The sequence below is a fragment of the Pseudomonas fluorescens genome, assembly GCF_001307275.1.
In the GTDB taxonomy this organism is placed as follows: Bacteria; Pseudomonadota; Gammaproteobacteria; order Pseudomonadales; family Pseudomonadaceae; genus Aquipseudomonas; species Aquipseudomonas fluorescens_AA.
In genome coordinates, this window is sequence record NZ_CP012831.1 from 1,343,333 (window position 1) to 1,366,780 (window position 23,448).

The following is a 23,448-nucleotide window of genomic DNA, read 5'->3' on the forward strand; positions in this document are numbered from 1 at the left end:
CCCCCTCTGTGGGAGCGAGCTTGCTCGCGATAGCGGCGGAACATCCAGCATTGATGCTGCCTGACTCACCGCCATCGCGAGCAAGCTCGCTCCCACAAGGACCGCGCCCACATTGACGAGGCCCTCGATGAACAACGCTTTGAACCAGTTGCAGCCCTACCCCTTCGAAAAGCTCCGCGCCCTGCTTGGCAGCGTCACGCCCAACCCGGACAAACGTCCCATCGCGTTGTCCATCGGCGAACCCAAGCATCGCTCGCCCAGCTTCGTGGCTGAAGCCCTGGCCAGCAATCTGGAAAAAATGGCCGTGTACCCGACCACCCTCGGCATCCCGGAACTGCGTGAAGCCATCACCGGCTGGTGCGAGCGTCGCTTCAACGTGCCGACCGGCTGGCTGGACCCGGCGCGCCATGTGTTGCCAGTCAATGGCACTCGTGAAGCCTTGTTCGCCTTCACCCAGACCGTGGTCAACCGGGGCGACGACGCCCTGGTGGTCAGCCCGAACCCGTTCTACCAGATCTACGAAGGCGCGGCGTTCCTGGCCGGGGCCAAGCCGCACTACCTGCCGTGCCTGGACGCGAACGGCTTCAACCCGGATTTCGACGCCGTCTCGCCGGACATCTGGAAACGCTGCCAGATCCTGTTCCTGTGCTCCCCGGGCAACCCGACCGGCGCGTTGATCCCGGTGGACGTGCTGAAAAAACTCATCGCCTTGGCCGATGAGCATGACTTCGTGATCGCGGCGGACGAGTGCTACAGCGAACTGTACTTCGACGAACAGACCCCGCCGCCAGGGCTGCTCAGCGCCTGCGTCGAACTGGGTCGCAAGGATTTCAAGCGCTGCGTGGTGTTCCACAGCCTGTCCAAACGCTCCAACCTGCCTGGCCTGCGCTCCGGTTTCGTCGCTGGCGACGCGGACATCCTCAAGGGTTTCCTGCTGTACCGCACCTATCACGGCTGCGCGATGCCGGTTCAGACCCAACTGGCGAGCATCGCCGCGTGGAACGACGAAGTGCACGTACGGGCCAACCGCGCGCTGTACCGGGAGAAGTTCGACGCCGTGCTGGAAATCCTCAGCCCGGTGCTGGACGTGCAACGCCCCGACGGCAGCTTCTACCTGTGGCCGAACGTGGCCGGCGATGATGCAGCGTTCTGCCGTGACCTGTTCGAACAGGAACACGTGACCGTGGTGCCGGGCTCCTACCTGTCCCGCGATGTGGATGGCGTCAACCCGGGCGCCGGGCGCGTGCGCATGGCCCTGGTTGCGCCATTGGCCGAATGCGTGGAAGCGGCGGAGCGGATCCGCGCGTTTATCCAGCGTCGGGGTTGATGGCTGTATCGGACTGAAGTGGACCGCTGTTGTGGCGAGGGAGCTTGCTCCCGCTGGGCTGCGCAGCGGCCCCAAAGCGGTCAACTCAATTTATCTGAAATACTGGGTTGTCAGGTTTTGGGGGCGCTTCGCACCCCAGCGGGAGCAAGCTCCCTCGCCACAATTAGCTTTGCGCAATCTATTTACCCAACCCCAAATTCGCCTCCGCCAGATCCAACTCCCCCAGCACTTCACGCAGCACATCATCCCCGATCTGGTGATGACGGCTGAGGCGATACAACTCCAGCCGCTGCGCCCGAAAAGCCTTCAAGCGCAGCCGGCGTTCCAGCAGGTCCATTTCGAACGCCAGCGCCTGGGCTTCGGCGGAGTCGTTGAACACGTCGAGCTGATGACGATACTCGGACATCAACCGCGCCTTGACCTCGGTCGCCAGCGCCGCTTGGGCCGCATCCGACGTACTGCCCGCCTCGGGCGGTTCTTCCACCTCCAGCGCATGGATCGCCGCTTCAGCGGTTTTGCGCCAGGCTTCGCGAACTTCGTTGCGACGTTTGTCGTCGGGGCTTTTCTCGATGCCCCGCAGCAACAACGGCAAGGCGATACAAGCGGCGATCAACGACAGCAGAATCACCCCGGCGGCGATGAAGATCAGCAGGTCCCGCTCGGGAAACGCCTCGCCCGCGCTCAGTAGCAATGGCACCGACAGCACGCCCGCCAGCGTCACCGCCCCTCTCACCCCGCCGAAGGTCAGCAACCAACAGGAGCGCGCTGTCGGCACCAACGTCAACTCGCCCTGGCCACGCCAGCGTCGCAACAGCCCGGACAGGCGCCAGATGCTTTGCACCCAGACAAACCGCAGCACCAACAACACCAGGAAAATCGCCAGCACATCCAGGCAACGGTAGAACAACGTCGGCCAGAGCGTGGTTTCGAGGCGGGTCACCGCCTTGATGATGTCCGGCAGTTGCAAGCCCAGCAGCAGGAAGATCAAGCCGTTGAAGGCGAATTCCAACAGCGACCAGACACTGCGATTGAGCAGCCGCGTGCCGGTCTGGCGCGGCAGCAGGTCGAGCCAGCTCTGCATCATCCCCGCCGCCACCGCCGAGAGAATGCCCGAGGCGCCCAAGCGCTCAGCCAACACATAGGCGGCAAACGGCAGCAGCAACATGAACACCACATGGGTGGCCGGGTCGTCCCAACCCCGGGCAATCATCCACGCCCGCAGCCGGCCCAGCAGCCAACTCAGGGCCACACCGACCAGCAGGCCACCCACCGCCACCAACACAAACGTCAGGCTCGCGTTGGCCAGGGAAAACACCCCGGTGATGGCCGCCGCCAGGGCGAACTTGAACGTCACCAGACCCGACGCATCGTTCATCAGCGCCTCGCCCTGGAGCATGTGCATCAACGGCGCAGGCAGACGGTCGCGGGCAATCGCCGACACCGCCACCGCGTCGGTCGGCGACAGCACCGCCGCCAGGGCGAAGGCCACCGGCAACGGGATACTCGGCAAGAGCCAATGAATGAAGTAGCCGGCGCCCACCACCGTGAACAACACCAGCCCCACCGCCAGGGTCAGGATCGGCCCGCGCAAGCGCCACAGCTCGCGCTTGGGCATGCGCCAGCCGTCGGAGAACAGCAGCGGTGGCAGGAAGAGAAACAGGAACAGCTCAGGATCGAGGGCCACGTGCAGGCCCAGGGACGGCCAGGCCAGCACGGCACCGGCGCCGATCTGTACCAGGGGCAGCGGCAGCGGGATCAACCGTCCGATCAGGCGCGACACGCCTACCAGCATCAACAGGATCAGGACGGTATAAGCGCTTTGCATAACGGCTTTCCACTGGCAGCGACACACATCCGGCAACAGCTTGCCGTTGAAGTGCCATATTAACCGCCTAGGATTAACTTGGCCGTTACACCTATGTCGCAGCAGCTCTATTAGTGAGCAAGCTGTGGGAGCAAAGCTTGCTCGCGATGAAAACACCTCGGTCTGGCAGAAGACCGCGTCATCGTTCATCGCGGGCAAGCCTCGCTCCCACAACCGTCCGGTCATGGCATAATCCTTCACCTTTTATTTCCAGCACCTGCAAAGGGGGCAGTTCCTTGACCGATTCAAGCAAAACGTTGCACCTTTTCGGCATCAAAGCCTGTGACACGATGAAAAAGGCGCGCACCTGGCTCGATGATCACGCTGTGCACTACGACTTTCACGACTACAAGACCGCCGGCATCGACCGTGAACACCTGACCCAATGGTGCAACGAGCATGGCTGGCAAGTGGTGTTGAACCGTGCCGGTACGACCTTTCGCAAACTCGACGACGAACGCAAAGCCGATCTCGACCAGACGAAAGCCATCGAACTGATGCTCGCCCAACCCTCGATGATCAAGCGCCCGGTGCTCGATCTCGGTGACCGAACCCTGATTGGCTTCAAGCCAGATATTTATGCGGCAGAGATCAAGTAAGCCTGCCCAGTCCATTTTGTAGAGGTAATTTCATGTCCACTACCCTGTTCAGCCTGGCCTTCGGCGTCGGCACTCAAAACCGTCAAGGCGCCTGGCTGGAAGTGTTCTACGCACAGCCGCTGCTCAACCCGTCAGCCGACGTCGTCAAAGCCATCGCGCCGATCCTCGGCTACAGCGAAGGCAACCAGGCCATCACCTTCACCACCGCCCAGGCCTCGCAACTGGCTGAAGCCCTCAAGGGCGTCGATGCCGCACAAGCTGCCCTGCTGACCCGCCTGGCTGAAAGCCACAAGCCCCTGGTCGCCACCCTGCTGGCCGAAGATGCCCAACTGAGCTCCACCCCTGAGGCCTACCTCAAGCTGCACCTGCTGTCCCATCGCCTGGTCAAGCCCCACGGTCTGAACCTGGCCGGCATTTTCCCGCTGCTGCCGAACGTGGCCTGGACCAGCCAGGGCGCGATCGACCTGGCCGAACTGGCCGAGCACCAGCTCGAAGCCCGCCTGCGTGGCGAACTGCTGGAAGTGTTCTCGGTGGACAAGTTCCCGAAAATGACCGACTACGTGGTCCCGGCCGGCGTGCGCATCGCCGACGCCGCGCGGATCCGCCTGGGCGCCTACGTGGGCGAAGGCACCACGGTCATGCACGAAGGTTTCGTCAACTTCAACGCCGGCACCGAAGGCCCGGGCATGATCGAAGGCCGTGTCTCGGCGGGCGTGTTCGTCGGCAAGGGTTCGGACCTGGGCGGCGGTTGCTCCACCATGGGCACCCTGTCGGGCGGCGGCAACATCGTGATCAAGGTCGGCGAAGGCTGCCTGATCGGCGCCAACGCCGGCATCGGCATCCCGCTGGGCGACCGCAACACCGTGGAGTCGGGCCTGTACGTGACCGCCGGCACCAAGGTCGCCCTGCTGGACGAAAACAACCAATTGGTGAAAGTGGTCAAGGCCCGCGACCTGGCCGGCCAGCCCGACCTGTTGTTCCGTCGCAATTCCGAGACCGGCGCAGTGGAATGCAAGACGCATAAGTCGGCCATCGAGCTGAACGAAGCACTGCACGCCCACAACTAAGCTTCACACCACCACCTGTGGGGGCGGGCCTTTGTGGGAGCCGAGCTTGCTCGCGATGAACGATGACGCGGTCTTGCAGTTAAACCGTGTCGCGACCATCGCGAGCAAGCTCGGCTCCCACACAAAAAAAGCCCCGCTCCCACAGGGTCCGGCGTCATTCCAGCAGGGCCCGAAAGCATGTTGATCCAATCCCCCTGGCGTGCCGATTTCCCGGCCATCGCCGCCCTGCAACGGCAAGGCCAGACCTACCTGGACAGCGCCGCCACCACGCAAAAACCCCAAGCCCTATTGGATGCCCTGACGCATTACTACGCCAACGGCGCGGCCAACGTGCACCGGGCGCAACATTTGCCGGGCGCCCATGCCACCCAGGCGTTCGAGGACAGCCGCCTCAAGGCCTCGCAATGGCTCAATGCCGGAAACTGCGGGCAAGTGGTCTTCACCCACGGCGCCACTTCGGCGCTGAATCTGCTGGCCTACGGGCTGGAACATTTATTCAACCCGGGCGATGAGATCGTCATCAGCGCCCTGGAACACCACGCCAACCTGCTGCCGTGGCAGCAGTTGGCCGAGCGTCGTTCGTTGACCCTGGTGGTGTTGCCACTGGATGCCGACGGGGTGATCGACCCTGGCGCCGCCGCCGAACTGATCGGCCCCCGTACGCGTTTGCTGGCGGTGAGCCAGTTATCCAATGTGCTGGGGGCTTGGCAACCCGTGCCGGCGCTGCTGGCGCTGGCCAAGGCCCACAGCGCGCTGACGGTGATCGACGGCGCCCAAGGCGTGGTCCATGGCCGCCACGACGTGGAAGCGCTGGGCTGCGACTTTTACGTGTTTTCCAGCCACAAACTCTATGGCCCCGACGGGCTGGGCGTGCTGTTCGGCCGTACCGAAGCCCTCGGCAAGCTGCGCCATTGGCAGTTCGGCGGCGAAATGGTGCAACAGGCCGATTACCACAGCGCCACCTTCCGTCCGGCGCCGCTGGGCTTCGAAGCCGGCACGCCGCCGATTGCCAGTGTGATCGGGTTGGGCGCGACCCTGGACTACCTGTCCGCCCTCGATCCGCAAGCGGTCATCGACCATGAGGCGGCACTGCACGACTACCTGCGCCATGGCCTGCAGGCCCGCAACGGCATTCGCCTGCTGGGCAACCCGCGCCTGGCCCTGGTCAGTTTCGTGGTCGAAGGCATCCACAACGCCGACCTGGCGCACCTGCTGACCGAGCAAGGCATTGCCGTGCGCGCCGGGCATCACTGCGCGATGCCGCTGTTCAAGCATTTGCAGCTGTCCGGGGCGATCCGCGTGTCGTTGGCGTTGTACAACGATTCCGCCGACATCGAACGGTTCTTCGAAGCCCTCGACCAAGCCTTGGAGATGTTGCGATGAACCTGCCAGCCGATGCCGCCACGGCGCTGCAGATCTTCCGGGACGCGTCAGGCTGGGAGCAACGGGCCCGGCTACTGATGCAATGGGGCGAGCGTCTGCCGCCCCTGAGCGACGCGGACAAGTGCGAGGCCAACCTCGTCCACGGCTGTGAAAGCCAGGTGTGGTTGGTGGGTCGCTTGCACGACGGGCACTGGCAGTTTTCCGCCAGCAGCGATGCGCGGTTGATCCGCGGGTTGGTGGCGTTGCTGCTGGCGCGGGTCAACGGGCTGTCCGCCGAGGCATTGCAGCAGGTGGATCTGCCGGATTGGTTCAACCAACTGGGATTGTCGCGGCAACTGTCGCCGTCGCGCAGCAATGGCTTGAATGCGGTGTTGCAGCGGATGTTTGAGTTGACTCAGTAACCGCCATCGCGAGCAAGCTCGCTCCCACAGGGGATTTGGTGTACGCAAATACTGCATTCAGCCCGATCCCATGTGGGAGCGAGCTTGCTCGCGATGAGGCCATCAGCCCCCCTCAAACCTGAGGCTTGGCCCTGTCAGCCGGTCGTCGCACACCCGCCACGATCTTATCCACAGCCTTGGTCGCCGCGACCATGCCAAACGTCGCCGTGACCATCATCACCGCACCAAACCCACCGGCGCAGTCGAGCTTGACGCCGTCGCCGACAAAACTCTTCTGCAAGCAAATGCTGCCGTCCGGCTTCGGATAGCGCAGTTGCTCGGTGGAGAATACGCAGGGCACGCTGTAGTGGCGGGTCACGGTGCGGGAGAAACCGTAGTCGCGGCGCAAGGTGGAGCGCACCTTGGAGGCCAGTGGATCGTTGAACGTACGGTTGAGGTCGCAAATCTGGATCAGCGTCGGGTCGATCTGCCCGCCCGCGCCGCCGGTGGTGATGATCTGGATCTTGCGGCGCTTGCACCAGGCGATCAGCGCAGCCTTGGCGTTGACGCTGTCGATGCAGTCGATCACGCAGTCGATGTTCGGCGTGATGTACTCGGCCATGGTGTCGCGGGTGACGAAGTCCGCCACCGCGTGCACCGTGCAGTCGGGGTTGATCCCCCGCAGCCGCTCGGCCATCACTTCGACCTTGGGTTTGCCGACGGTGCTGTCCAGGGCGTGCAACTGGCGGTTGGCGTTGCTGACACAGACATCGTCCAGGTCGAACAGCGAGATCTCGCCCACGCCGCAACGGGCGATGGCTTCCGCCGCCCAGGAACCGACACCACCGACGCCGACGATCGCCACATGGGCCGCCCGCAGGCGTTCCAGGCCCTCAATGCCATACAAACGGGCGATGCCGGCAAACCGTGGATCTTCTGTACTCATGACCATTACCCCAAAAACCGGCGCGCATTATAGGGCTTTGTCTCGGCAATTTAAGCAAAACCTCTGTGGGAGCGAGCTTGCTCGCGATGGCGTCAGTCCAGTCAGTAAAGTATCGACTGATCCACCGCCATCGCGAGCAAGCTCGCTCCCACAGGTTTTGTGTTCCACCTGTCCCGCACCAGGGGCCCATGGTGGTCGTTTTGCTATAAGATAACCGCCATTTTACGAGCCTTGGCCAAATACAATCCACGGCCGAACTCAGGACCTGTGGGAGCGGGCTTGCTCGCGAAGGCGTCATCACTGACGCTAAAAGCTTCGCGAGCAAGCCCGCTCCCACAGAGATCCGTGTCTCCTTTCCATGTTTCCGGAGTTTTCCATGACGGCCCACGCCGACCTCTCGCCGACCCTGCAACTCGCCTGCGACCTGATCCGCCGTCCGTCCGTGACGCCCGTGGATGCCGATTGCCAGAAACTGATGATGCAGCGCCTGGGCAACGCGGGCTTCACGCTCGAGCCGATGCGCATCGAGGATGTGGATAACTTCTGGGCCAGCCATGGCAAGCATGACGGCCCGGTGCTGTGTTTCGCCGGGCACACCGATGTGGTGCCGACCGGTCCGGTAAAGGCCTGGCAGCTCGACCCGTTCGATGCGGTCATCGACGAACAGGGCATGCTCTGCGGCCGTGGCGCGGCAGACATGAAAGGCAGCCTGGCGGCGATGGTCGTGGCGGCCGAACGGTTCGTCGCCGACTACCCGGACCACAAGGGCTCGCTGACCTTCCTGATCACCAGCGATGAAGAAGGCCCGGCCCACCACGGCACCAAAGCCGTGGTCGAACGCCTCAAGGCCCGCCAGGAACGACTGGACTGGTGCATCGTCGGCGAGCCGTCGAGCACCACCTTGGTGGGCGATGTGGTCAAGAACGGCCGGCGCGGCTCCCTCGGCGCAAAACTGACCGTGCGCGGCAAGCAAGGCCACGTGGCTTATCCACACCTGGCGAAGAACCCGATCCACCTGGCCGCGCCCGCCTTGGCCGAATTGGCCGCCGAGCATTGGGACCACGGCAACGACTTCTTCCCGCCGACCAGTTTCCAGATCTCCAATCTCAATTCCGGCACCGGCGCGACCAACGTGATCCCCGGAGACCTGGAAGCGGTCTTCAACTTCCGCTTCTCCACCGAGTCCACCGTCGAAGGCCTGCAACAGCGCGTCGCCGCCATCCTCGACAAGCATCAACTGGACTGGCACATCGACTGGGCCTTGTCCGGCCTGCCGTTCCTCACCGAACCGGGCGCACTGCTCGATGCGGTGTCGTCGAGCATCCGGGATGTCACCGGGCGCGAGACCCAGGCGTCCACCAGCGGCGGCACGTCCGACGGTCGCTTCATCGCCACCATGGGCACGCAAGTCGTGGAACTCGGGCCGGTCAACGCGACCATCCACCAGGTCAACGAGCGCGTGCTGGCCGCCGATCTCGACGTGCTGACCGAGATCTACTACAAGACGCTGATCAAGTTGCTCGCCTGATGCTCGCCTGCCCGATCTGCAGTGAACCGCTGAACGCGGTGGACAACGGCGTGGTGTGCCCCGCCGGTCACCGCTTCGACCGCGCGCGGCAGGGTTACCTGAACCTGCTGCCGGTGCAGCACAAGAACAGCCGCGACCCCGGTGACAACCAGGCGATGGTCGAAGCCCGCCGCGACTTTCTCAACGCCGGGCACTACGCCCCGGTCGCCCGGCGCCTGGCGGAACTGGCCGCCGAGCGCACACCCGGGCGCTGGCTGGACATCGGCTGCGGCGAGGGTTACTACACCGCACAGATCGCCGAGGCGTTGCCCCAGGCCGATGGCTATGCCCTGGACATTTCCCGCGAGGCGGTCAAGCGCGCCTGCAAACGCAACCCGCAACTGACCTGGTTGATCGCCAGCATGGCCCGAGTGCCGTTGGCGGACGGTTGCTGCCAGTTCCTGGCCAGCGTGTTCAGCCCGCTGGACTGGCAAGAGGCCAAGCGCCTGCTCAGCCCCGGCGGCGGCCTGATGAAGGTCGGCCCCACCGCCGGCCACCTGATGGAGTTGCGCGAGCGCCTGTACGACGAAGTACGCGCCTACACCGACGACAAGCACCTGGCCCTGGTGCCGTCGGGCATGGTGCTGGATCACAGCGAAACCCTCGAATTCAAGCTGACCCTCGACAATGGCCAGGATCGCGCCAACCTGCTGGCCATGACGCCCCACGGTTGGCGCGCCAGCGCCGAACGCCGCGCCAGCGTGATCGAGCAGGCCGAGCCATTCGAGGTCACGGTGTCGATGCGCTACGATTATTTCGTTCTTCAATAACCTTTTTGATTCCGGGCCCCGGGCAACCGTTCGGGGCCAGTTAAATCCGCGAATGGATTTTTCAAGACCGCAGCGAGGACATCCATGCGCCAACCCGATATCGAGATTTACCTCAAAGACGCCGACGTCGACCACAAGGCCATCGCCGCCTGGCTCGGCCAGGCCCTGGGCCCGTGCAGTGACTGGGTACAGAAAGGCCAGACCTACAAGTGCAAGGCCGGCAGCATCCCAGTGACCTGGCTGCCCAAGGCCGTGGGCAAATGGAACAGCCTGTACCTGGAAAGCGACCAGACCCCGTGGGAAGACGACATCGCCTGCGCCCGCGCCGCCTTCGCCGCACTGAACGTCGAAGTGCGCTGCGCGCCTGGGTCATGGGTGGAGGAAGAAGGGGAAGAATCGGCGGACCGCTGGATTCGCATCAGCGCCGATGGGGAAGAAGAGATTACCTGGAAGACGGCGTGACACCCGTCTCAGGCCCGGCCTAGACCCAATGCGTGGGAGCACTGTGGGAGCAAAGCTTGCTCGCGATGGCTGAGGTACATTCAACATTGATGCAAGCTGACCTGCCACTATCGCGAGCAAGCTTTGCTCCCACAGGGGATCTACTATGGCTTCAAGTGGGTTTACAACCCCACCACATCCTCAGCCTGCAAGCCCTTCTGCCCTTCCACGACCGCGTACTCGACCTGCTGGCCTTCGGTCAGGGAACGGTGGCCTTCACCGCGGATGGCGCGGTAATGCACGAACACATCCGCCCCGCCTTCGCGTTGGATGAAGCCGTACCCCTTGGCGTCGTTGAACCACTTCACACTGCCGGTTTCCCGTGCTGCCATGATGCTCACTCCCATTTTTATCTTATAAGTCGACTTTTCGATGGAAAGCCGTACGAACTTTCACCACCGTCTGGCCGTCCATGGGAGGCCGGGGCGGTAACCTGCCGAGTATATGACACACGGAAAAACTCTCAACTGACTTTACTTCGGCGCTTTTTTGCCGATTTTCGATGAATCCGGCACACTAGCGGGCCCGAGCAGCCGCTCGGTTTTATCCACTCATGCAGAAGCCGTATGACCCGCTCCCCGTTCCGCCGTCTTGTGTTTGGCACCCTGCGCCGACTGTTGTACCTCTGGGTTCGCTCCGAGACCATCAACCAGTCGTCCTTTACCCTCAACCTCGACCGCAGTCGTCCGGTGTTCTACGTCCTGCAAGACCCTTCGCTCACCGACCTGGCGGTGCTCGACACCGAATGCACCAAGGCCGGCCTGCCCCGTCCGGTGCTGCCGGTCTCGGTGGGTAACCTGCTGGAGCCAGCGGCGTTTTTCTACCTGACGCCGGCGCCGGACTGGATCGGGCGCCAGGACAAGCGCGGTGCGCCGCCTACCTTGACCCGATTGGTCGACGCCCTGACCCACAATGCCGCCGAAGACGCGCAAATCATCCCGGTCAGCGTGTTCTGGGGCCAGTCGCCCGACAGCGAATCCAGCCCCTGGAAGCTGTTGTTCGCCGACAGCTGGGCCGTCACCGGGCGCTTGCGCCGCCTGTTGAGCATCATGATCCTGGGGCGCAAGACCCGCGTGCAATTCTCCGCACCGATCCACCTGCGCGAACTGATCGAACACGACAAGGGCCACGAACGCACCGTGCGCATGGCCCAGCGGATCCTGCGGGTGCACTTTCGCAACTTGAAAGCGGCGGTCATCGGCCCCGACATCTCCCACCGACGCAACCTGGTCAAGGGCCTGTTGAACCAGCCGCTGGTCAAGCAGGCGATCGCCGAGGAAGCCGAACGGGAAAAGATCTCCCCGGAAAAAGCCAAGGCCCAGGCCCTGCGCTACGGCAACGAGATCGCCTCGGACTACACCTACACCGCGATCCGTTTCCTGGAGGTGGTGCTGAGCTGGTTCTGGAACAAGATCTACGATGGCATCAAGGTCAACCACATCGAAGGCGTGCAGAACGTCGCCCAGGGCCACGAAGTCATCTATGTGCCGTGCCACCGCAGCCACATCGACTACCTGCTGCTGTCGTACCTGCTGTTTCGCAACGGCCTGACGCCACCGCACATCGCCGCCGGCATCAACCTCAACATGCCGGTCATCGGTGGCCTGCTGCGCCGAGGCGGGGCGTTCTTCATGCGCCGCACCTTCAAGGGCAACCCGCTCTACACCGCGGTGTTCAACGAATACCTGCACACGCTGTTCACCAAGGGTTTCCCGGTGGAGTACTTCGTCGAGGGCGGTCGCTCGCGCACCGGGCGCATGCTGCAACCCAAGACCGGCATGCTCGCCATCACCCTGCGCAGCTTCCTGCGCTCGTCGCGCATGCCCATCGTGTTCGTGCCGGTCTACATCGGTTATGAGCGGGTGCTGGAAGGCCGCACCTACCTGGGCGAACTGCGCGGGGCCAGCAAGAAGAAAGAATCGATCTTCGACATCTTCAAGGTCATCGGCGCCCTCAAGCAGCGCTTCGGCCAGGTGGCGGTGAACTTCGGCGAACCGATCAAGCTGGCGGAATTTCTCGACGGCGAACAACCCGGTTGGCGCCAACAGGAACTGGGCCCGCAATTCAAACCGGCCTGGCTCAACGCAACCACCCATCGCCTCGGCGAGCGCGTGGCCCGGCACCTGAACGAAGCCGCGGCCATCAACCCGGTCAACCTTGTCGCCCTGGCACTGCTGTCCACCAGCCGCCTGGCCCTGGACGACCGCGCCATGGCGCGAGTGCTTGACCTGTACCTGGCGTTGCTGCGCAAAGTCCCGTACTCGCCCCACACCACCCTGCCCGAAGGCGATGGCCAAGCGCTGATCGAACACGTGAAGGGCATGGACCTGCTGTCGGAACAGAGCGATGCCTTGGGCAAGATTCTGTACCTGGACGAGCAGAACGCGGTGCTGATGACCTATTACCGCAACAACGTGCTGCACATCTTCGCCCTGCCGGCGTTGCTGGCAAGCTTCTTCCAGAGCAGCTCGCGCATGAGCCGCGAGCAGATCCTGCGCTACACCCATGCGCTGTACCCGTACCTGCAATCGGAGTTGTTCATTCGCTGGTCGCTGGCAGAGCTGGACGGCGTGGTCGACCAATGGCTCGACGCGTTTGTCGAACAGGGCCTGCTGCGTTTCGAAAACGACCTGTACCTGCGTCCGGCGCCGAGTTCACGGCACTTCGTGCTGCTGACCCTGCTGTCCAAAAGCATTGCCCAGACCTTGCAGCGCTTCTACATGACCGTCTCGCTGCTGCTCAACAGCGGTCAGAACAGCGTCAGTGCCGAAGAACTGGAGGATCTCTGCACCGTCATGGCCCAGCGCCTGTCGATCCTCCATGGCCTGAACGCACCGGAATTCTTCGACAAGAGCCTGTTCCGCCACTTCATCCAGACGATGCTGGACCTGGATGTGCTGCGCCGCGACGAGGCCGGCAAACTCAGCTACCACGAATTGCTGGGCGAACTGGCCGAAGGCGCGGCCAAGCGGGTGCTGCCGGCGGAGATTCGCCTGTCGATTCGCCAGGTGGCGTTGCATCGCAGTGAAGATGCGGCGGAGATCGCCGTCAGCCCCGACCTTTGACATTTGCCGATCACTCACCCTGAACATGGAACGGTTCTGGTGAGTGTTTCGGTCAATCGGCAGGCGTACTCCGACGCTGCGCAGCGGCCAAGGCGACGTCAAACGAAGAAAAGACCTACAGAGAACTTTGGAGCAGGCCTCTAGGATGAGCCCACGTCAATGTCGACGTATTGAAAAGGAATTCAACATGAACATCATCACCCTCACCCTGCAACTGCCCGCAGGCTACGAACTCCCGGAAACCGGCCGTGCCGAAATCAGTGTTCGAAATGCCGACGGCGTGCAGATCAGCACCAGTGGCGGCCAGGGCTCCAACATGGCGCCAAGGGAGCCGCTCCAGCAGCCGTGGCAATATCGCTTCCAGATCAATTCCGAGAGGGCGTCCGTCGGCGATAAGCTCTCGGTCAAGGTGCAAATGTACCAAGGTGATACCGCTCTTTTCCTTGATACCGAACAGGCCTTCACCTGGGATGGCGGCGATCAACACGTTGACATCCCCCTGAGCCTGGCGCCAGCATCGCTGGCTGAAACTGTTCAAGCGCCCGTGTTCGGTTCCTGAGCCGCGACGTTACGCAGGGATGCTTGGACGCAAATCCGCTAAATGCTCGTTGACGCCCATGTGTGGCTGGCGTCAACGAGCCAGGTGCTTCCCCATGAAAAAACTCGCTCTGCTCGCATCCATGGCCTTGCTGGCCGCTTGCCAATCGACAACACCACCCGCCGCGTCCCTCGACGGCGAAGTCTTCTATCTGCAACGCATCGCCCTGCCGCCCAACGCTACCTTGAGCGTTAGCCTGCAGGACGTTTCCCTGGCCGACGCTCCTGCGGTGGTGCTCGATGAACAGAGCGGCCCGATCAAAGGCCAGGTCCCGCTGCCGTTCCACCTCAGTTATGATCCCGCACAGGTCAAGCCCGGCCATCGTTATGCCGTGAGCGCCCGCATCGAAGTGGATGGCCAGTTGATGTTCATCACCACCGAACAACACGCCGTGCAACTCGATGGCAAGGATCCGCAGCCGTTGAAGATCCGCGTCAACGCCGCACGCTGATTGCTTTTTCCAACTTTTTTCAAGGACGCCATCATGCTCCGCTCTACCCTCCGTTTCACCGGCCTGTGCGCGGGCCTGTTGATCTGCGCCAATGCCATGGCCCTGTCCCTGGGCGACCTGTCGCAACAAGATGCCACGGGCGGCCTCAAGGACGCCTTGACCCAAGGCGCGCAGGTGGCGGTCAAGCAACTGGGCACACCCGGCGGCTTCAGCAACAACCCGGATGTGAAAATCGAACTGCCAGGCAAGCTGGGCAAAGTCGCCAGCAAGATGAAGGCCTTCGGCATGGGTGAACAGGTCGATCAACTGGAAACCAGCATGAACCAGGCTGCCGAGGCCGCCGTGGTCCAGGCCCAGCCGATCCTGGTCAATGCCGTGAAGAACATGAGCGTGAGCGATGCCAAGGGCATCTTGAGCGGCGGCAACGACTCGGCCACGCAATACCTGAACAAGAGCAGCCGCGAGCAGATCCGCGCCAAGTTCCTGCCCATCGTCAAGCAAGCCACCGACAAGGTCGGCCTGGCCCAGAAATACAATGCTTTCGCCGGCCAGGCCGCGACGTTCGGCGTGCTGGACGCCAAAAGCGCCAACATCGAGAACTACGTGACCGAACAGGCGCTGGATGGGTTGTTCGAAATGATCGGCAAGCAGGAAGCCACCATTCGCCAGAACCCGGCGGCGGCGGCGACCAGTTTGGCCAAGAAAGTCTTCGGCACCCTCTGAGCCCCACCCCAAAACCATTGTGGGAGCGAGCTTGCTCGCGATAGCGGTATCAGCTTCAACATCTTTGTTGGCTGTTGCACCGCTATCGCGAGCAAGCTCGCTCCCACATTGGATCTGCGCTGGTCGCTGGATCGGTTCAGGTTTTCTTGACCCTGAACCACGCCGCATACAACGCCGGCAGGAACAACAGCGTCAACGCCGTGGCCACGATCAAGCCGCCCATGATCGCCACCGCCATCGGCCCGAAGAACAGGCTGCGTGACAGTGGGATCATCGCCAGCACTGCGGCCAGTGCGGTGAGCACAATCGGGCGGAAGCGGCGCACCGTGGCTTCGATGATCGCCTGCCAGGGCGCCAGGCCAGCCTTGATGTCCTGTTCGATCTGGTCCACCAGGATCACCGAGTTACGCATGATCATCCCCGACAGTGCGATAGTGCCGAGCATGGCGACGAAGCCGAACGGCTGGCGGAACACCAACAGGAACAGCGTGACGCCGATCAACCCCAGGGGTGCGGTGAGAAACACCATGGCCGTGCGGGAAAAACTGCGCAGTTGCAGCATCAGCAACGTCAGCACCACCACGATGAACAACGGCACGCCGGCATTCACGGATTTCTGGCCGCGGGCCGAATCCTCCACCGTACCGCCCACCTCCAACAGGTAACCGTCCGGCAGTTCGGCACGAATCGGCTCCAGGGTCGGGAAGATCTGCTGGACCAGGGTCGCCGGTTGTTCCTTGCCGTAGATATCAGCCCGCACGGTTACGCTCGGCAGGCGGTTGCGGTGCCAGATCACGCCCTCTTCGAAACCGTACTCCAGGGTTGCGATCTGCGACAGGGCCACGCTCTGGCCGTTGTCGGTTGGCACCGCCAGGCTCGGCAGCAACGACAGCTCGGTGCGTTCATGCACCGTACCGCGCAGCAGGATTTCGATCAGTTCGTTGTCTTCCCGGTACTGGCTGACGCTGGAGCCGGTGAGGGAGCTGCGCAGGAAACTCGCCAGGTCGGTGGTGCTGACACCCAGGGCCCGGGCGCGGTCCTGGTCGACGTTCAGGTACACCACCTTGCTCGGTTCTTCCCAATCCAGGTGCACATTGACCACGTAGGGGTTTTCGCGGACTTTCGTCGCCACTTTCCGCGCCAGGGCCCGGACTTCTTCGATGTGCTCACCCGTGACGCGGAACTGCACCGGATAGCCGACCGGCGGGCCGTTTTCCAGGCGCGTGACCCGCGAGCGCAGGGTCGGGAATTGTTCGTTCAGGGTGGTGATCAACCAACTGCGCAACGGCTCGCGGTCTTCGATGGTCTTGGCCAGCACCACGAACTGGGCAAAGCTGGAAGCCGGCAGTTGTTGATCCAGCGGTAGATAGAAACGCGGTGAACCGGTACCGACGTAGGCCACATAGTTGTCGATGCCTGCATGGTCCTTGAGCAGCGCTTCCAGGCGCTTGACCTGCTCGGCGGTATTGCTCAGGGAAGCGCCTTCCTGGAGCTTCAAGTCGACCATCAGCTCCAGCCGCCCCGATGCCGGGAAGAACTGTTGCGGCACGAACCGGAACAACACCACCGAGCCGACGAACAACAGCACGGTCAGCAGGATGACGGTTTTGCGCCGACGCACGCACCATTCCACCATCCGCCGGACACGCTGATAAAACGGCGTGCCATAAGGGTCGGTCTGGCCGTCAGTCGTGCCGTGTTTGGCCGCATGAATTTTCGCCAGGTCTGGCAGGAGCTTTTCCCCCAGGTACGGCACGAACACCACGGCGGCCACCCAGGACGCCAGCAACGCCAGGGTCACCACCTGGAAAATCGAACGGGTGTATTCGCCAGTGCCCGATTGCGCGGTGGCGATCGGCAGGAAGCCCGCCGCCGTGATCAACGTACCGGTGAGCATCGGGAATGCGGTGCTGGTCCAGGCGAAGCTGGCGGCCTTGATCCGGTCGAAGCCCTGCTCCATCTTGATCGCCATCATCTCCACCGCAATGATCGCGTCGTCCACCAGCAGCCCCAGGGCCAATACCAGCGCGCCGAGGGAAATCTTGTGCAGGCCGATCCCCAGGTAATACATGGCGGCGAACGTCATCGCCAGCACCAGCGGGATCGCCAGGGCCACCACCATCCCGGTGCGCAACCCCAGGGAGAAGAAGCTCACCAGCAACACAATCGTCAGCGCTTCCACCAGCACTTGGACGAACTCACCGACCCCGGTCTTCACCGCCGCCGGCTGGTCCGAAACCTTGCGCAATTGCATGCCGGCCGGCAGGGTGTTCTGGATACGGGCAAAGTCGGCTTCAAGGGCCTTGCCCAGAATCAGGATATCCCCGCCTTCCTTCATCGCCACGGCCAGGCCGATGGCGTCCTCGCCCATGAAGCGCATGCGTGGCGCGGGCGGGTCGTTGAAACCACGGCGCACGTCCGCCAGGTCGCTGATGCGGAACGTACGATCGCCGACCCGGATCGGGAAGTTGCGGATCTCTTCCACCGTCTGGAAATTCCCCGAAACCCGCAGTTGCAAGCGCTCGCTGCCAGTTTCGAAGAAACCGGCAGTGGAAACCGTGTTCTGCTCTTCAAGGGCCTGCTGGACCGCGGCCAAGGGCAGGCCGAGGGTCGCCAGCTTCACGTTCGACAATTCGATCCAGATCTTCTCGTCCTGCAAGCCGAGCAGCTCGACCTTGCCCACGTCCTTGACCCGCTGCAGCTGGAGCTGGATGCGATCGGCGTAGTCCTTGAGCACGGCGTAGTCGAAGCCGTCGCCGGTCAGTGCGTAGATATTGCCGAAGGTGGTCCCGAACTCGTCGTTGAAGAACGGCCCCTGGATACCCGGCGGCAAGGTGTGGCGGATATCGCCGACCTTCTTGCGCAACTGGTACCACAGCTCGGGAATCTGTGCCGAATGCAGGGAGTCGCGGGCCATGAAGGTCACCTGGGATTCCCCGGGTCGGGAGAACGAGACGATTTTCTCGTAGTCACCGGTTTCCATCAGTTTCTTTTCGATGCGCTCAGTGACTTGCCGCGAAACTTCCTCGGCCGTGGCGCCTGGCCAGTTGGTGCGGATCACCATGGCCTTGAAGGTGAACGGCGGGTCTTCGCTCTGACCGAGCTTGGTGTAGGAAAGCGCGCCGACGATGGCCAGCAACAACATCAGGAACAGTACGATCTGGCGGTTACGCAGCGCCCATTCGGAAAGATTGAAACCCATCGCGGATTACTCCTTGGCCGTCAGGTTGACCACGCGGTTGGAGCGATCCACTGGCCGCACCTGCTGGCCGTCGAGGAGCACATGCACGCCAGCAGCCACCACCCAGTCATCGGGACTGAGGCCTTCCAGCACCGGCACCGTCTTTTCGCCGAAGGCACCGACCCGCACCGGGACTTTTTTCAAGGTGTTGTTGGTGTTGACCACCCAGACATACGTCGCGCCGTTTTCAGCCGTCAGGGCCGACAAAGGCACCGACAGCGGCACCTTGTCGGCGGTCTGGATAAACACCCGCGCGCTCTGGCCCAGCTCGGCCGGAACGCTGCCGGCGGTGAAGGCCACGCGGGCGGCGAAGGTACGGGACTTGGGGTCCGCGGCGGGTGACAGTTCGCGAATACGCCCGCTGAAACGCTGGTCGGGCTGGCTCCACAGTTCGACCGAGACCGGCTGGCCGATCTTGAACCGGCCAAACCCCTGTTCCGGCAGACTGATCAGCACCTCACGCTCACCGTCGGTGGCCAGGGTGAAGACGGTTTGCCCGGCCGAGACCACCTGCCCGACTTCCACCGAACGCCGGGCCACCACGCCATCCTGGGGCGCACGCAACACCGAATAGCTGGCCTGGTTGTTGGCGACATCGAACTCGGCCTTGATCTGCTTGAGCCGTGCGGTGCCGGAACGATAAAGGTTTTCGGCGTTGTCGTACTGGGAGCGGCTGACCATCTGCCGCTCCATCAAGGTTTTATAGCGGTCACGCTCGGCACGGACCAGGTTCAGGTTGGCCTCGGCGGCGGCGACCTGGGCACGGGTCGCTTCCAGTTGCAGGCGCACATCTTCGGGATCGAGCTCGGCCAACGGTTGATTGGCCTTGACCCGCTGCCCCTCTTCCACCAGTCGCCGGCTCACCTTGCCGCCAATGCGAAAGGCCAGGTCGGGCTCGAAACGCGCCCGCACTTCGCCAGGGTAACTGTCCATCGCCTGGGCCGACGGCTCGGGTTTGACCACCATGGCGGGGCGCACGGCGACGGGCACCGGCTCGTCATGACCGCACGCAGACAATAAAAAAACCAGGGCGACTGGCACGGCGAGGGGCAGGGCATAGCGGAACATGACGAGTGACCTTTCGCTAATGGTGCTTGGAATAATTATACTGGCGAGTATGTTATTAATAGCAAACTCACCAGTCCAGTATTAAAGCGAAGAAATGTCGAACAATCCGTCACCCTCCAGCGGCCCTGGTCGCCCCAAGGACCTGGCCAAGCGCCAGGCCATTCTCGACGCGGCGAAACGCCTGTTCCTGAGCATGGGTTATGCCAATACCAGCATGGACGCCGTGGCCACCGAGGCCGGGGTTTCTAAACTGACGGTCTATAGCCATTTCAACGACAAGGAGACGCTGTTTTCCGCTGCCGTGATGGCCAAATGCGAAGAGCAGGTGCCACCGCTGTTTTATGAATGGCCCGACGGCGTTCCGATCGAACGGGTGTTGTTGAACATCGCCCGCGGGTTCAACCAATTGATCAACAGCGACGAATCCCTGAACCTGCATCGACTGATCATGGCCCTGGGCAGCCAGGACCCGAACTTGTCGACGATTTTCTACGAAGCAGGCCCACAGCGGATGCTCTCAGGCATGGAGCGGCTGCTGACCAAGGTCAACCAGAGCGGTGCCTTGAGCATCGATAAACCGCGCAATGCCGCCGAGCATTTCTTCTGCCTGATCAAGGGCGCGGCGAATTTCCGGTTGTTGTCTGGCTGCGGCGAACCCCAGGAACCGGAAGCGGCCGAGGCTCATGTGCAGGAAGTGGTGGGGTTGTTCATGCGGGCTTATCGGCCGTAGCTCGACCGGTAGCTTTTCGCGGGCTGGAAGGGCCTCATCGCGAGCAAGCTCGCTCCCACAGGGTTTGATGTGCACCACAGTTCCAATGTGGGAGCGAGCTTGCTCGCGATGCAGGCGACCCGGCCTCAGGGCTTGAGCGCTTTCTTCGGGTAGATGTCGTAGCGACTGGATTTGCCATCGAGCCCATGGCTCGGCTTCGGCCCTTCGATGCACGGGGCTTTGCGCGGGCGCTTGACCACCACCCGGTGCGTCGCCAGGGCCAGGGCCGCGGCGAGCAGCGCCGGGGCGTCCGGGTCATCGCCCACCAGGGGGCGGAACAGGCGCATTTCCTTCTTCACCAGGGCGGTTTTCTCACGATGAGGGAACATCGGGTCGAGGTAGATCACCTGGGGCGGTTCGCCTTCCCAGTTGCGCATCACCTCGATGGAATTGCCCTTGAGCAAACGCATGCGCGCCACGATCGGCGCCACCTCGAAGTCCTCCGCCCCACGGGCCAGGCCATCCTCCAGCAAGGCACCAATCAGCGGCTGGCGCTCGATCAGGCTCATGTCGCAGCCCAGGCTGGCCAGCACAAACGCATCCTTGCCCAACCCGGCCGTGGCATCCAGCACCCGCGGACGCACGCCCTGGGCGATGCCGACCGCCTTGGCGATCATCTGGCCGCTGCCGCCGCCGTACAAGCGCCGATGGGCCGCACCGCCTTCGACGAAGTCCACGCGCACCGGCCCGGGTGCATCCGGGCCCAACTGCTGCAATTGCAACCCCTGCTCACCGACCTGCAAGGCAAACTCGCCATCGTCCCCTTGCAAAGGCAGGCCAAGCCGCTCGGCCCAGTGTTCGGCCTGCGGTTGGAAGGCCGGGGCCAGGGCCTCGACATGGATGCGACAGGCCGCGGGTTGTTCATTCATGGAAACATGCTCAAAAAATTAAGGATCGGCAAAAACGGCCGATAACAACGGTGAACGGCATTTTGCCAGAGCTGAGCGTCGACCGAGAAAAATGTCAGACATTCAATCCACATCGATAGGCGTTATCTCCCCTTACGGCGATTACAGCCTGCGTAACACCCAAGCGCTGAGCGGCGTCAGTCACCTGTGGCAGGACTTTTTTGCCCGGGCCCTGGCCGATCAACTGGGTGATAACGCACCGGCGCCTGGCAGCTACCAGCCAGTGCCCCTCGATGAGGCTGTTGAACCGACCCTCGGCGCCGAGCTGCTGGCGCACATCGTCAGCCAGCGCACCTGTGAAGTGACCGACACGCCGGTCAAGCCGCCTGAACCGCTGTTCCTGCCCATCGCCGAATTCGAACTCGACCTGCTGGACAAGCCCTTCCCGCCCTTCCCGCCGGAAGAAATCGCCGCCCAGCAAAAACAGCAGACCTTCGAAAGCAACTGGGTTCGCCCACTCGTCCTCGCCGCCGGCCAACCGCTGCCAGAACCAGGCCCGGCGCCACAACCGCGCCCATTGCACCTGCCGATCGCCGAGTTCGAACTCGACCTGCTGGACAAACCGTTCCCACCTTTCCCGGAAGAAGAACGGGTGGCGCAACAGAAACAACTGGACTTCGACACCCGCTGGGCGCGTCCGATCGTGCTGCAGAACCTGCGCATCGCCGCCTGAATCAGCGACAGATCCACCATGGCCCCACGTCCAGATGAAAATGGTTGCGGTGCGCCGCGTTGTAATCCGGACTCAACACCACACTGAACATATCGCAGGCGCCGTCCCGTGCCTGACGCAGAAAGCGCGCATCGGCATTGTCCTTGGGCCAGTCCCTGAGCACGCTGATCGTGCGCCCATCGGCCAGGCGAAACCCGGCGATATCCAACGCACTGGCGGTGGCGTGCTGGCTACGCGCACCGCTCTCACGACCGTACATGTTGCGGCAGGCGAAACTGCCGAGGTGATCGACCCGCGTCACTCTCTGCCCGTAGGCCGCCACTGCCGCCGGCTGCAACCCATGGCGCTCGAACAGCGCGAACGCCACCGCCAGCGGGCAACTGGCGAGGAAACTGCTGCTCAGCGCCACCTCACCGCCCTGCACCCTCAACACGTTGGTCAACGGGCACGACGTATTGGCGCCGCTGTCGGCCTGGCGCGCGGTGCGCAGCCCCGAGGTGGCGAGGGCCTGGTCACACAACTGCGGATCATTGCGCAGGGCCATGAGTTTGAAGCGGGTCAGCAGGTTGGGCGCGAGATTGACGTCCAAGGGCGCCCAGGGATTCCATTGGGGCGGCAGCGCCACCCAGCCACGCCATACCGCCAGCACGGCAAAGCCAACGAGCAGTGCTACGATCGCAAGAGCTTTCAAAAACCGCACGACAATGCCTCGGGCATCAACCCTTGAATAATTGGTTGGCCTGCTTGAACGGCATCGAGCGGCGCGTGAAGGTGAACGTGCCCTGCTCCTGGATTTCCTCGGCGGCGCGGAAGAACTCGCCATACGCGGCCAGGGCCAGCGCCGACCCGACGCTGATGCGCTTGACGCCCAACTCGCTCAACTGCGCGACGGTCAGGTCCAGCGCCCCGGACATCAGTACATTCACCGGTTTCGGTGCCACGGCCTGCACCACTGCGAGCACTTGCCCGGCGCTGCTCAGCCCCGGGGCGTACAGCACGTCGGCCCCCGCCTCCGCGAAAGCCTTCAAGCGGCGAATGGTGTCGTCCAGATCCAGATTGCCGTGCAGGAAGTTTTCCGCCCGGGCCGTCAGCAGGAAGGGATACGGCAAGCTGCGCACGGCCTCGGCGGCGGCCTTGACCCGCGCCACGGCGTGGTCGAAGCAATAGATCGGACTGTCTTCACGCCCCGTGGCATCCTCGATCGAACCACCCACCGCACCGGCCTGCGCCGCACGGAGCAGGTTACGCGCGCAATCCTCGGGGGCATCGGCAAAACCGTTCTCCAGGTCGACGGCCACCGGCAGGTCAGTGGCCGCCACAATCGCCCGTACGTTAGCCAACGTGTCCTCCAGACCCAGCGCGCCGTCGGGTCGGCCCAAGGAAAAGGCATGACCGGCACTGGTGGTGGCCAAGGCTTCAAAGCCGAGGCTGGCCAGCATCTTGGCCGAGCCGGCATCCCACGGGTTGGGAATGACAAAGGCCCCTTCGCGTTCGTGCAAGGCCTTGAACGCCTGGGCTCGACGAGTTTGCGCATCCATGTAGTTCGCT

At 63.1% G+C, this 23,448-nt stretch carries 22 protein-coding genes; 14 read left to right on the forward strand and 8 right to left on the reverse strand.

Annotation, left to right across the window (positions count from 1 at the left end; translation table 11 throughout):
* The first annotated feature begins 127 nt into the window (after positions 1-127).
* Complete coding sequence (dapC, locus tag AO356_RS06065; RefSeq protein WP_060739004.1) at positions 128-1,327, forward strand: succinyldiaminopimelate transaminase; 1,200 nt, start codon at positions 128-130, stop codon at positions 1,325-1,327.
* A 178-nt stretch (positions 1,328-1,505) separates the two neighbouring features.
* Here the strand turns inward: dapC and AO356_RS06070 are convergent, their stop codons facing one another.
* The gene (locus AO356_RS06070) at positions 1,506-3,152 is read right to left on the reverse strand and encodes a Na+/H+ antiporter (protein ID WP_060739005.1); all 1,647 of its coding nucleotides are present in this window, start codon (positions 3,150-3,152) and stop codon (positions 1,506-1,508) included.
* Positions 3,153-3,481: 329 nt separating this feature from the next.
* Here AO356_RS06070 and AO356_RS06075 point away from each other — a divergent pair, with 329 nt between their 5' ends.
* From AO356_RS06075 to AO356_RS06090, 4 genes are all read left to right on the forward strand, one after another.
* Entirely contained in the window at positions 3,482-3,790 is a 309-nt protein-coding gene (locus tag AO356_RS06075) for an arsenate reductase (RefSeq protein ID WP_231987753.1), read from the forward strand.
* A 32-nt stretch (positions 3,791-3,822) separates the two neighbouring features.
* Positions 3,823-4,857 carry a 2,3,4,5-tetrahydropyridine-2,6-dicarboxylate N-succinyltransferase gene (gene dapD / locus AO356_RS06080; RefSeq protein WP_060739006.1) on the forward strand — a complete coding sequence of 345 codons (1,035 nt, stop codon included), beginning with the start codon at positions 3,823-3,825 and terminating at the stop codon, positions 4,855-4,857.
* Positions 4,858-5,034: 177 nt separating this feature from the next.
* Positions 5,035-6,240, forward strand: coding sequence for an aminotransferase class V-fold PLP-dependent enzyme (locus tag AO356_RS06085; RefSeq protein ID WP_060739007.1), 1,206 nt, complete (start codon positions 5,035-5,037; stop codon positions 6,238-6,240).
* The gene (locus AO356_RS06090; RefSeq protein WP_060739008.1) at positions 6,237-6,641 is read left to right on the forward strand and encodes a SufE family protein; all 405 of its coding nucleotides are present in this window, start codon (positions 6,237-6,239) and stop codon (positions 6,639-6,641) included. The genes AO356_RS06085 and AO356_RS06090 overlap by 4 nt, the downstream gene beginning before the upstream one ends.
* Before the next feature lie 112 nt (positions 6,642-6,753).
* On the opposite strand, the gene tcdA is transcribed toward AO356_RS06090, so the two are convergent.
* Positions 6,754-7,572, reverse strand: a complete 819-nt coding sequence (gene tcdA, locus AO356_RS06095; protein ID WP_060739009.1) for a tRNA cyclic N6-threonylcarbamoyladenosine(37) synthase TcdA — start codon at positions 7,570-7,572, stop codon at positions 6,754-6,756.
* 370 nt (positions 7,573-7,942) lie between these two features.
* On the opposite strand from tcdA, the gene dapE reads away from it, so the two are divergent.
* The 3 genes from dapE (at position 7,943) to AO356_RS06110 (ending at position 10,365) form a co-directional block, all read left to right on the forward strand.
* Positions 7,943-9,094 carry a succinyl-diaminopimelate desuccinylase gene (gene dapE / locus AO356_RS06100; RefSeq protein ID WP_060739010.1) on the forward strand — a complete coding sequence of 384 codons (1,152 nt, stop codon included), beginning with the start codon at positions 7,943-7,945 and terminating at the stop codon, positions 9,092-9,094.
* On the forward strand, positions 9,094-9,903 hold the full coding sequence (locus AO356_RS06105) for a putative RNA methyltransferase (protein ID WP_060739011.1): 810 nt from the start codon (positions 9,094-9,096) through the stop codon (positions 9,901-9,903). The genes dapE and AO356_RS06105 overlap by 1 nt, the downstream gene beginning before the upstream one ends.
* Before the next feature lie 84 nt (positions 9,904-9,987).
* Positions 9,988-10,365: a hypothetical protein gene (locus AO356_RS06110; protein ID WP_053182357.1), complete on the forward strand. Its 378-nt coding sequence runs from the start codon at positions 9,988-9,990 to the stop codon at positions 10,363-10,365.
* Between the two features lie 161 nt (positions 10,366-10,526).
* Here AO356_RS06110 and AO356_RS06115 read toward each other — a convergent pair whose 3' ends face one another.
* The gene (locus tag AO356_RS06115; protein ID WP_003198198.1) at positions 10,527-10,736 is read right to left on the reverse strand and encodes a cold shock domain-containing protein; all 210 of its coding nucleotides are present in this window, start codon (positions 10,734-10,736) and stop codon (positions 10,527-10,529) included.
* Positions 10,737-10,970: 234 nt separating this feature from the next.
* Between AO356_RS06115 and plsB the strand changes: the two genes are divergently transcribed.
* The 4 genes from plsB to AO356_RS06135 all read left to right on the forward strand — a co-directional run bounded on the left by plsB (position 10,971) and on the right by AO356_RS06135 (position 15,241).
* A complete protein-coding gene (gene plsB, locus AO356_RS06120) occupies positions 10,971-13,469 on the forward strand; it encodes a glycerol-3-phosphate 1-O-acyltransferase PlsB (protein WP_060739012.1) in 2,499 nt (832 codons plus the stop codon).
* A gap of 187 nt (positions 13,470-13,656) precedes the next feature.
* Complete coding sequence (locus AO356_RS06125) at positions 13,657-14,028, forward strand: hypothetical protein (protein ID WP_060739013.1); 372 nt, start codon at positions 13,657-13,659, stop codon at positions 14,026-14,028.
* A gap of 94 nt (positions 14,029-14,122) precedes the next feature.
* Complete coding sequence (locus tag AO356_RS06130; RefSeq protein ID WP_060739014.1) at positions 14,123-14,518, forward strand: YbaY family lipoprotein; 396 nt, start codon at positions 14,123-14,125, stop codon at positions 14,516-14,518.
* Positions 14,519-14,551: 33 nt separating this feature from the next.
* Positions 14,552-15,241 carry a DUF4197 domain-containing protein gene (locus AO356_RS06135; protein ID WP_053118806.1) on the forward strand — a complete coding sequence of 230 codons (690 nt, stop codon included), beginning with the start codon at positions 14,552-14,554 and terminating at the stop codon, positions 15,239-15,241.
* A gap of 136 nt (positions 15,242-15,377) precedes the next feature.
* On the opposite strand, the gene AO356_RS06140 is transcribed toward AO356_RS06135, so the two are convergent.
* The gene (locus AO356_RS06140; RefSeq protein ID WP_060739015.1) at positions 15,378-18,443 is read right to left on the reverse strand and encodes an efflux RND transporter permease subunit; all 3,066 of its coding nucleotides are present in this window, start codon (positions 18,441-18,443) and stop codon (positions 15,378-15,380) included.
* 6 nt (positions 18,444-18,449) lie between these two features.
* Positions 18,450-19,550, reverse strand: a complete 1,101-nt coding sequence (locus AO356_RS06145) for an efflux RND transporter periplasmic adaptor subunit (protein WP_060739016.1) — start codon at positions 19,548-19,550, stop codon at positions 18,450-18,452.
* A 94-nt stretch (positions 19,551-19,644) separates the two neighbouring features.
* Between AO356_RS06145 and AO356_RS06150 the strand changes: the two genes are divergently transcribed.
* Positions 19,645-20,280: a TetR/AcrR family transcriptional regulator gene (locus tag AO356_RS06150; RefSeq protein ID WP_060739017.1), complete on the forward strand. Its 636-nt coding sequence runs from the start codon at positions 19,645-19,647 to the stop codon at positions 20,278-20,280.
* Positions 20,281-20,405: 125 nt separating this feature from the next.
* Here the strand turns inward: AO356_RS06150 and AO356_RS06155 are convergent, their stop codons facing one another.
* Positions 20,406-21,188 carry a class I SAM-dependent methyltransferase gene (locus AO356_RS06155; protein ID WP_060739018.1) on the reverse strand — a complete coding sequence of 261 codons (783 nt, stop codon included), beginning with the start codon at positions 21,186-21,188 and terminating at the stop codon, positions 20,406-20,408.
* A 91-nt stretch (positions 21,189-21,279) separates the two neighbouring features.
* Here AO356_RS06155 and AO356_RS06160 point away from each other — a divergent pair, with 91 nt between their 5' ends.
* Positions 21,280-21,900, forward strand: a complete 621-nt coding sequence (locus AO356_RS06160; protein ID WP_060739019.1) for a hypothetical protein — start codon at positions 21,280-21,282, stop codon at positions 21,898-21,900.
* Between the two features lies 1 nt (position 21,901).
* Here AO356_RS06160 and AO356_RS06165 read toward each other — a convergent pair whose 3' ends face one another.
* Entirely contained in the window at positions 21,902-22,600 is a 699-nt protein-coding gene (locus tag AO356_RS06165; RefSeq protein WP_060739020.1) for an extensin family protein, read from the reverse strand.
* A gap of 16 nt (positions 22,601-22,616) precedes the next feature.
* Positions 22,617-23,438: an isocitrate lyase/PEP mutase family protein gene (locus tag AO356_RS06170; RefSeq protein ID WP_060739021.1), complete on the reverse strand. Its 822-nt coding sequence runs from the start codon at positions 23,436-23,438 to the stop codon at positions 22,617-22,619.
* Positions 23,439-23,448 lie beyond the last annotated feature (10 nt).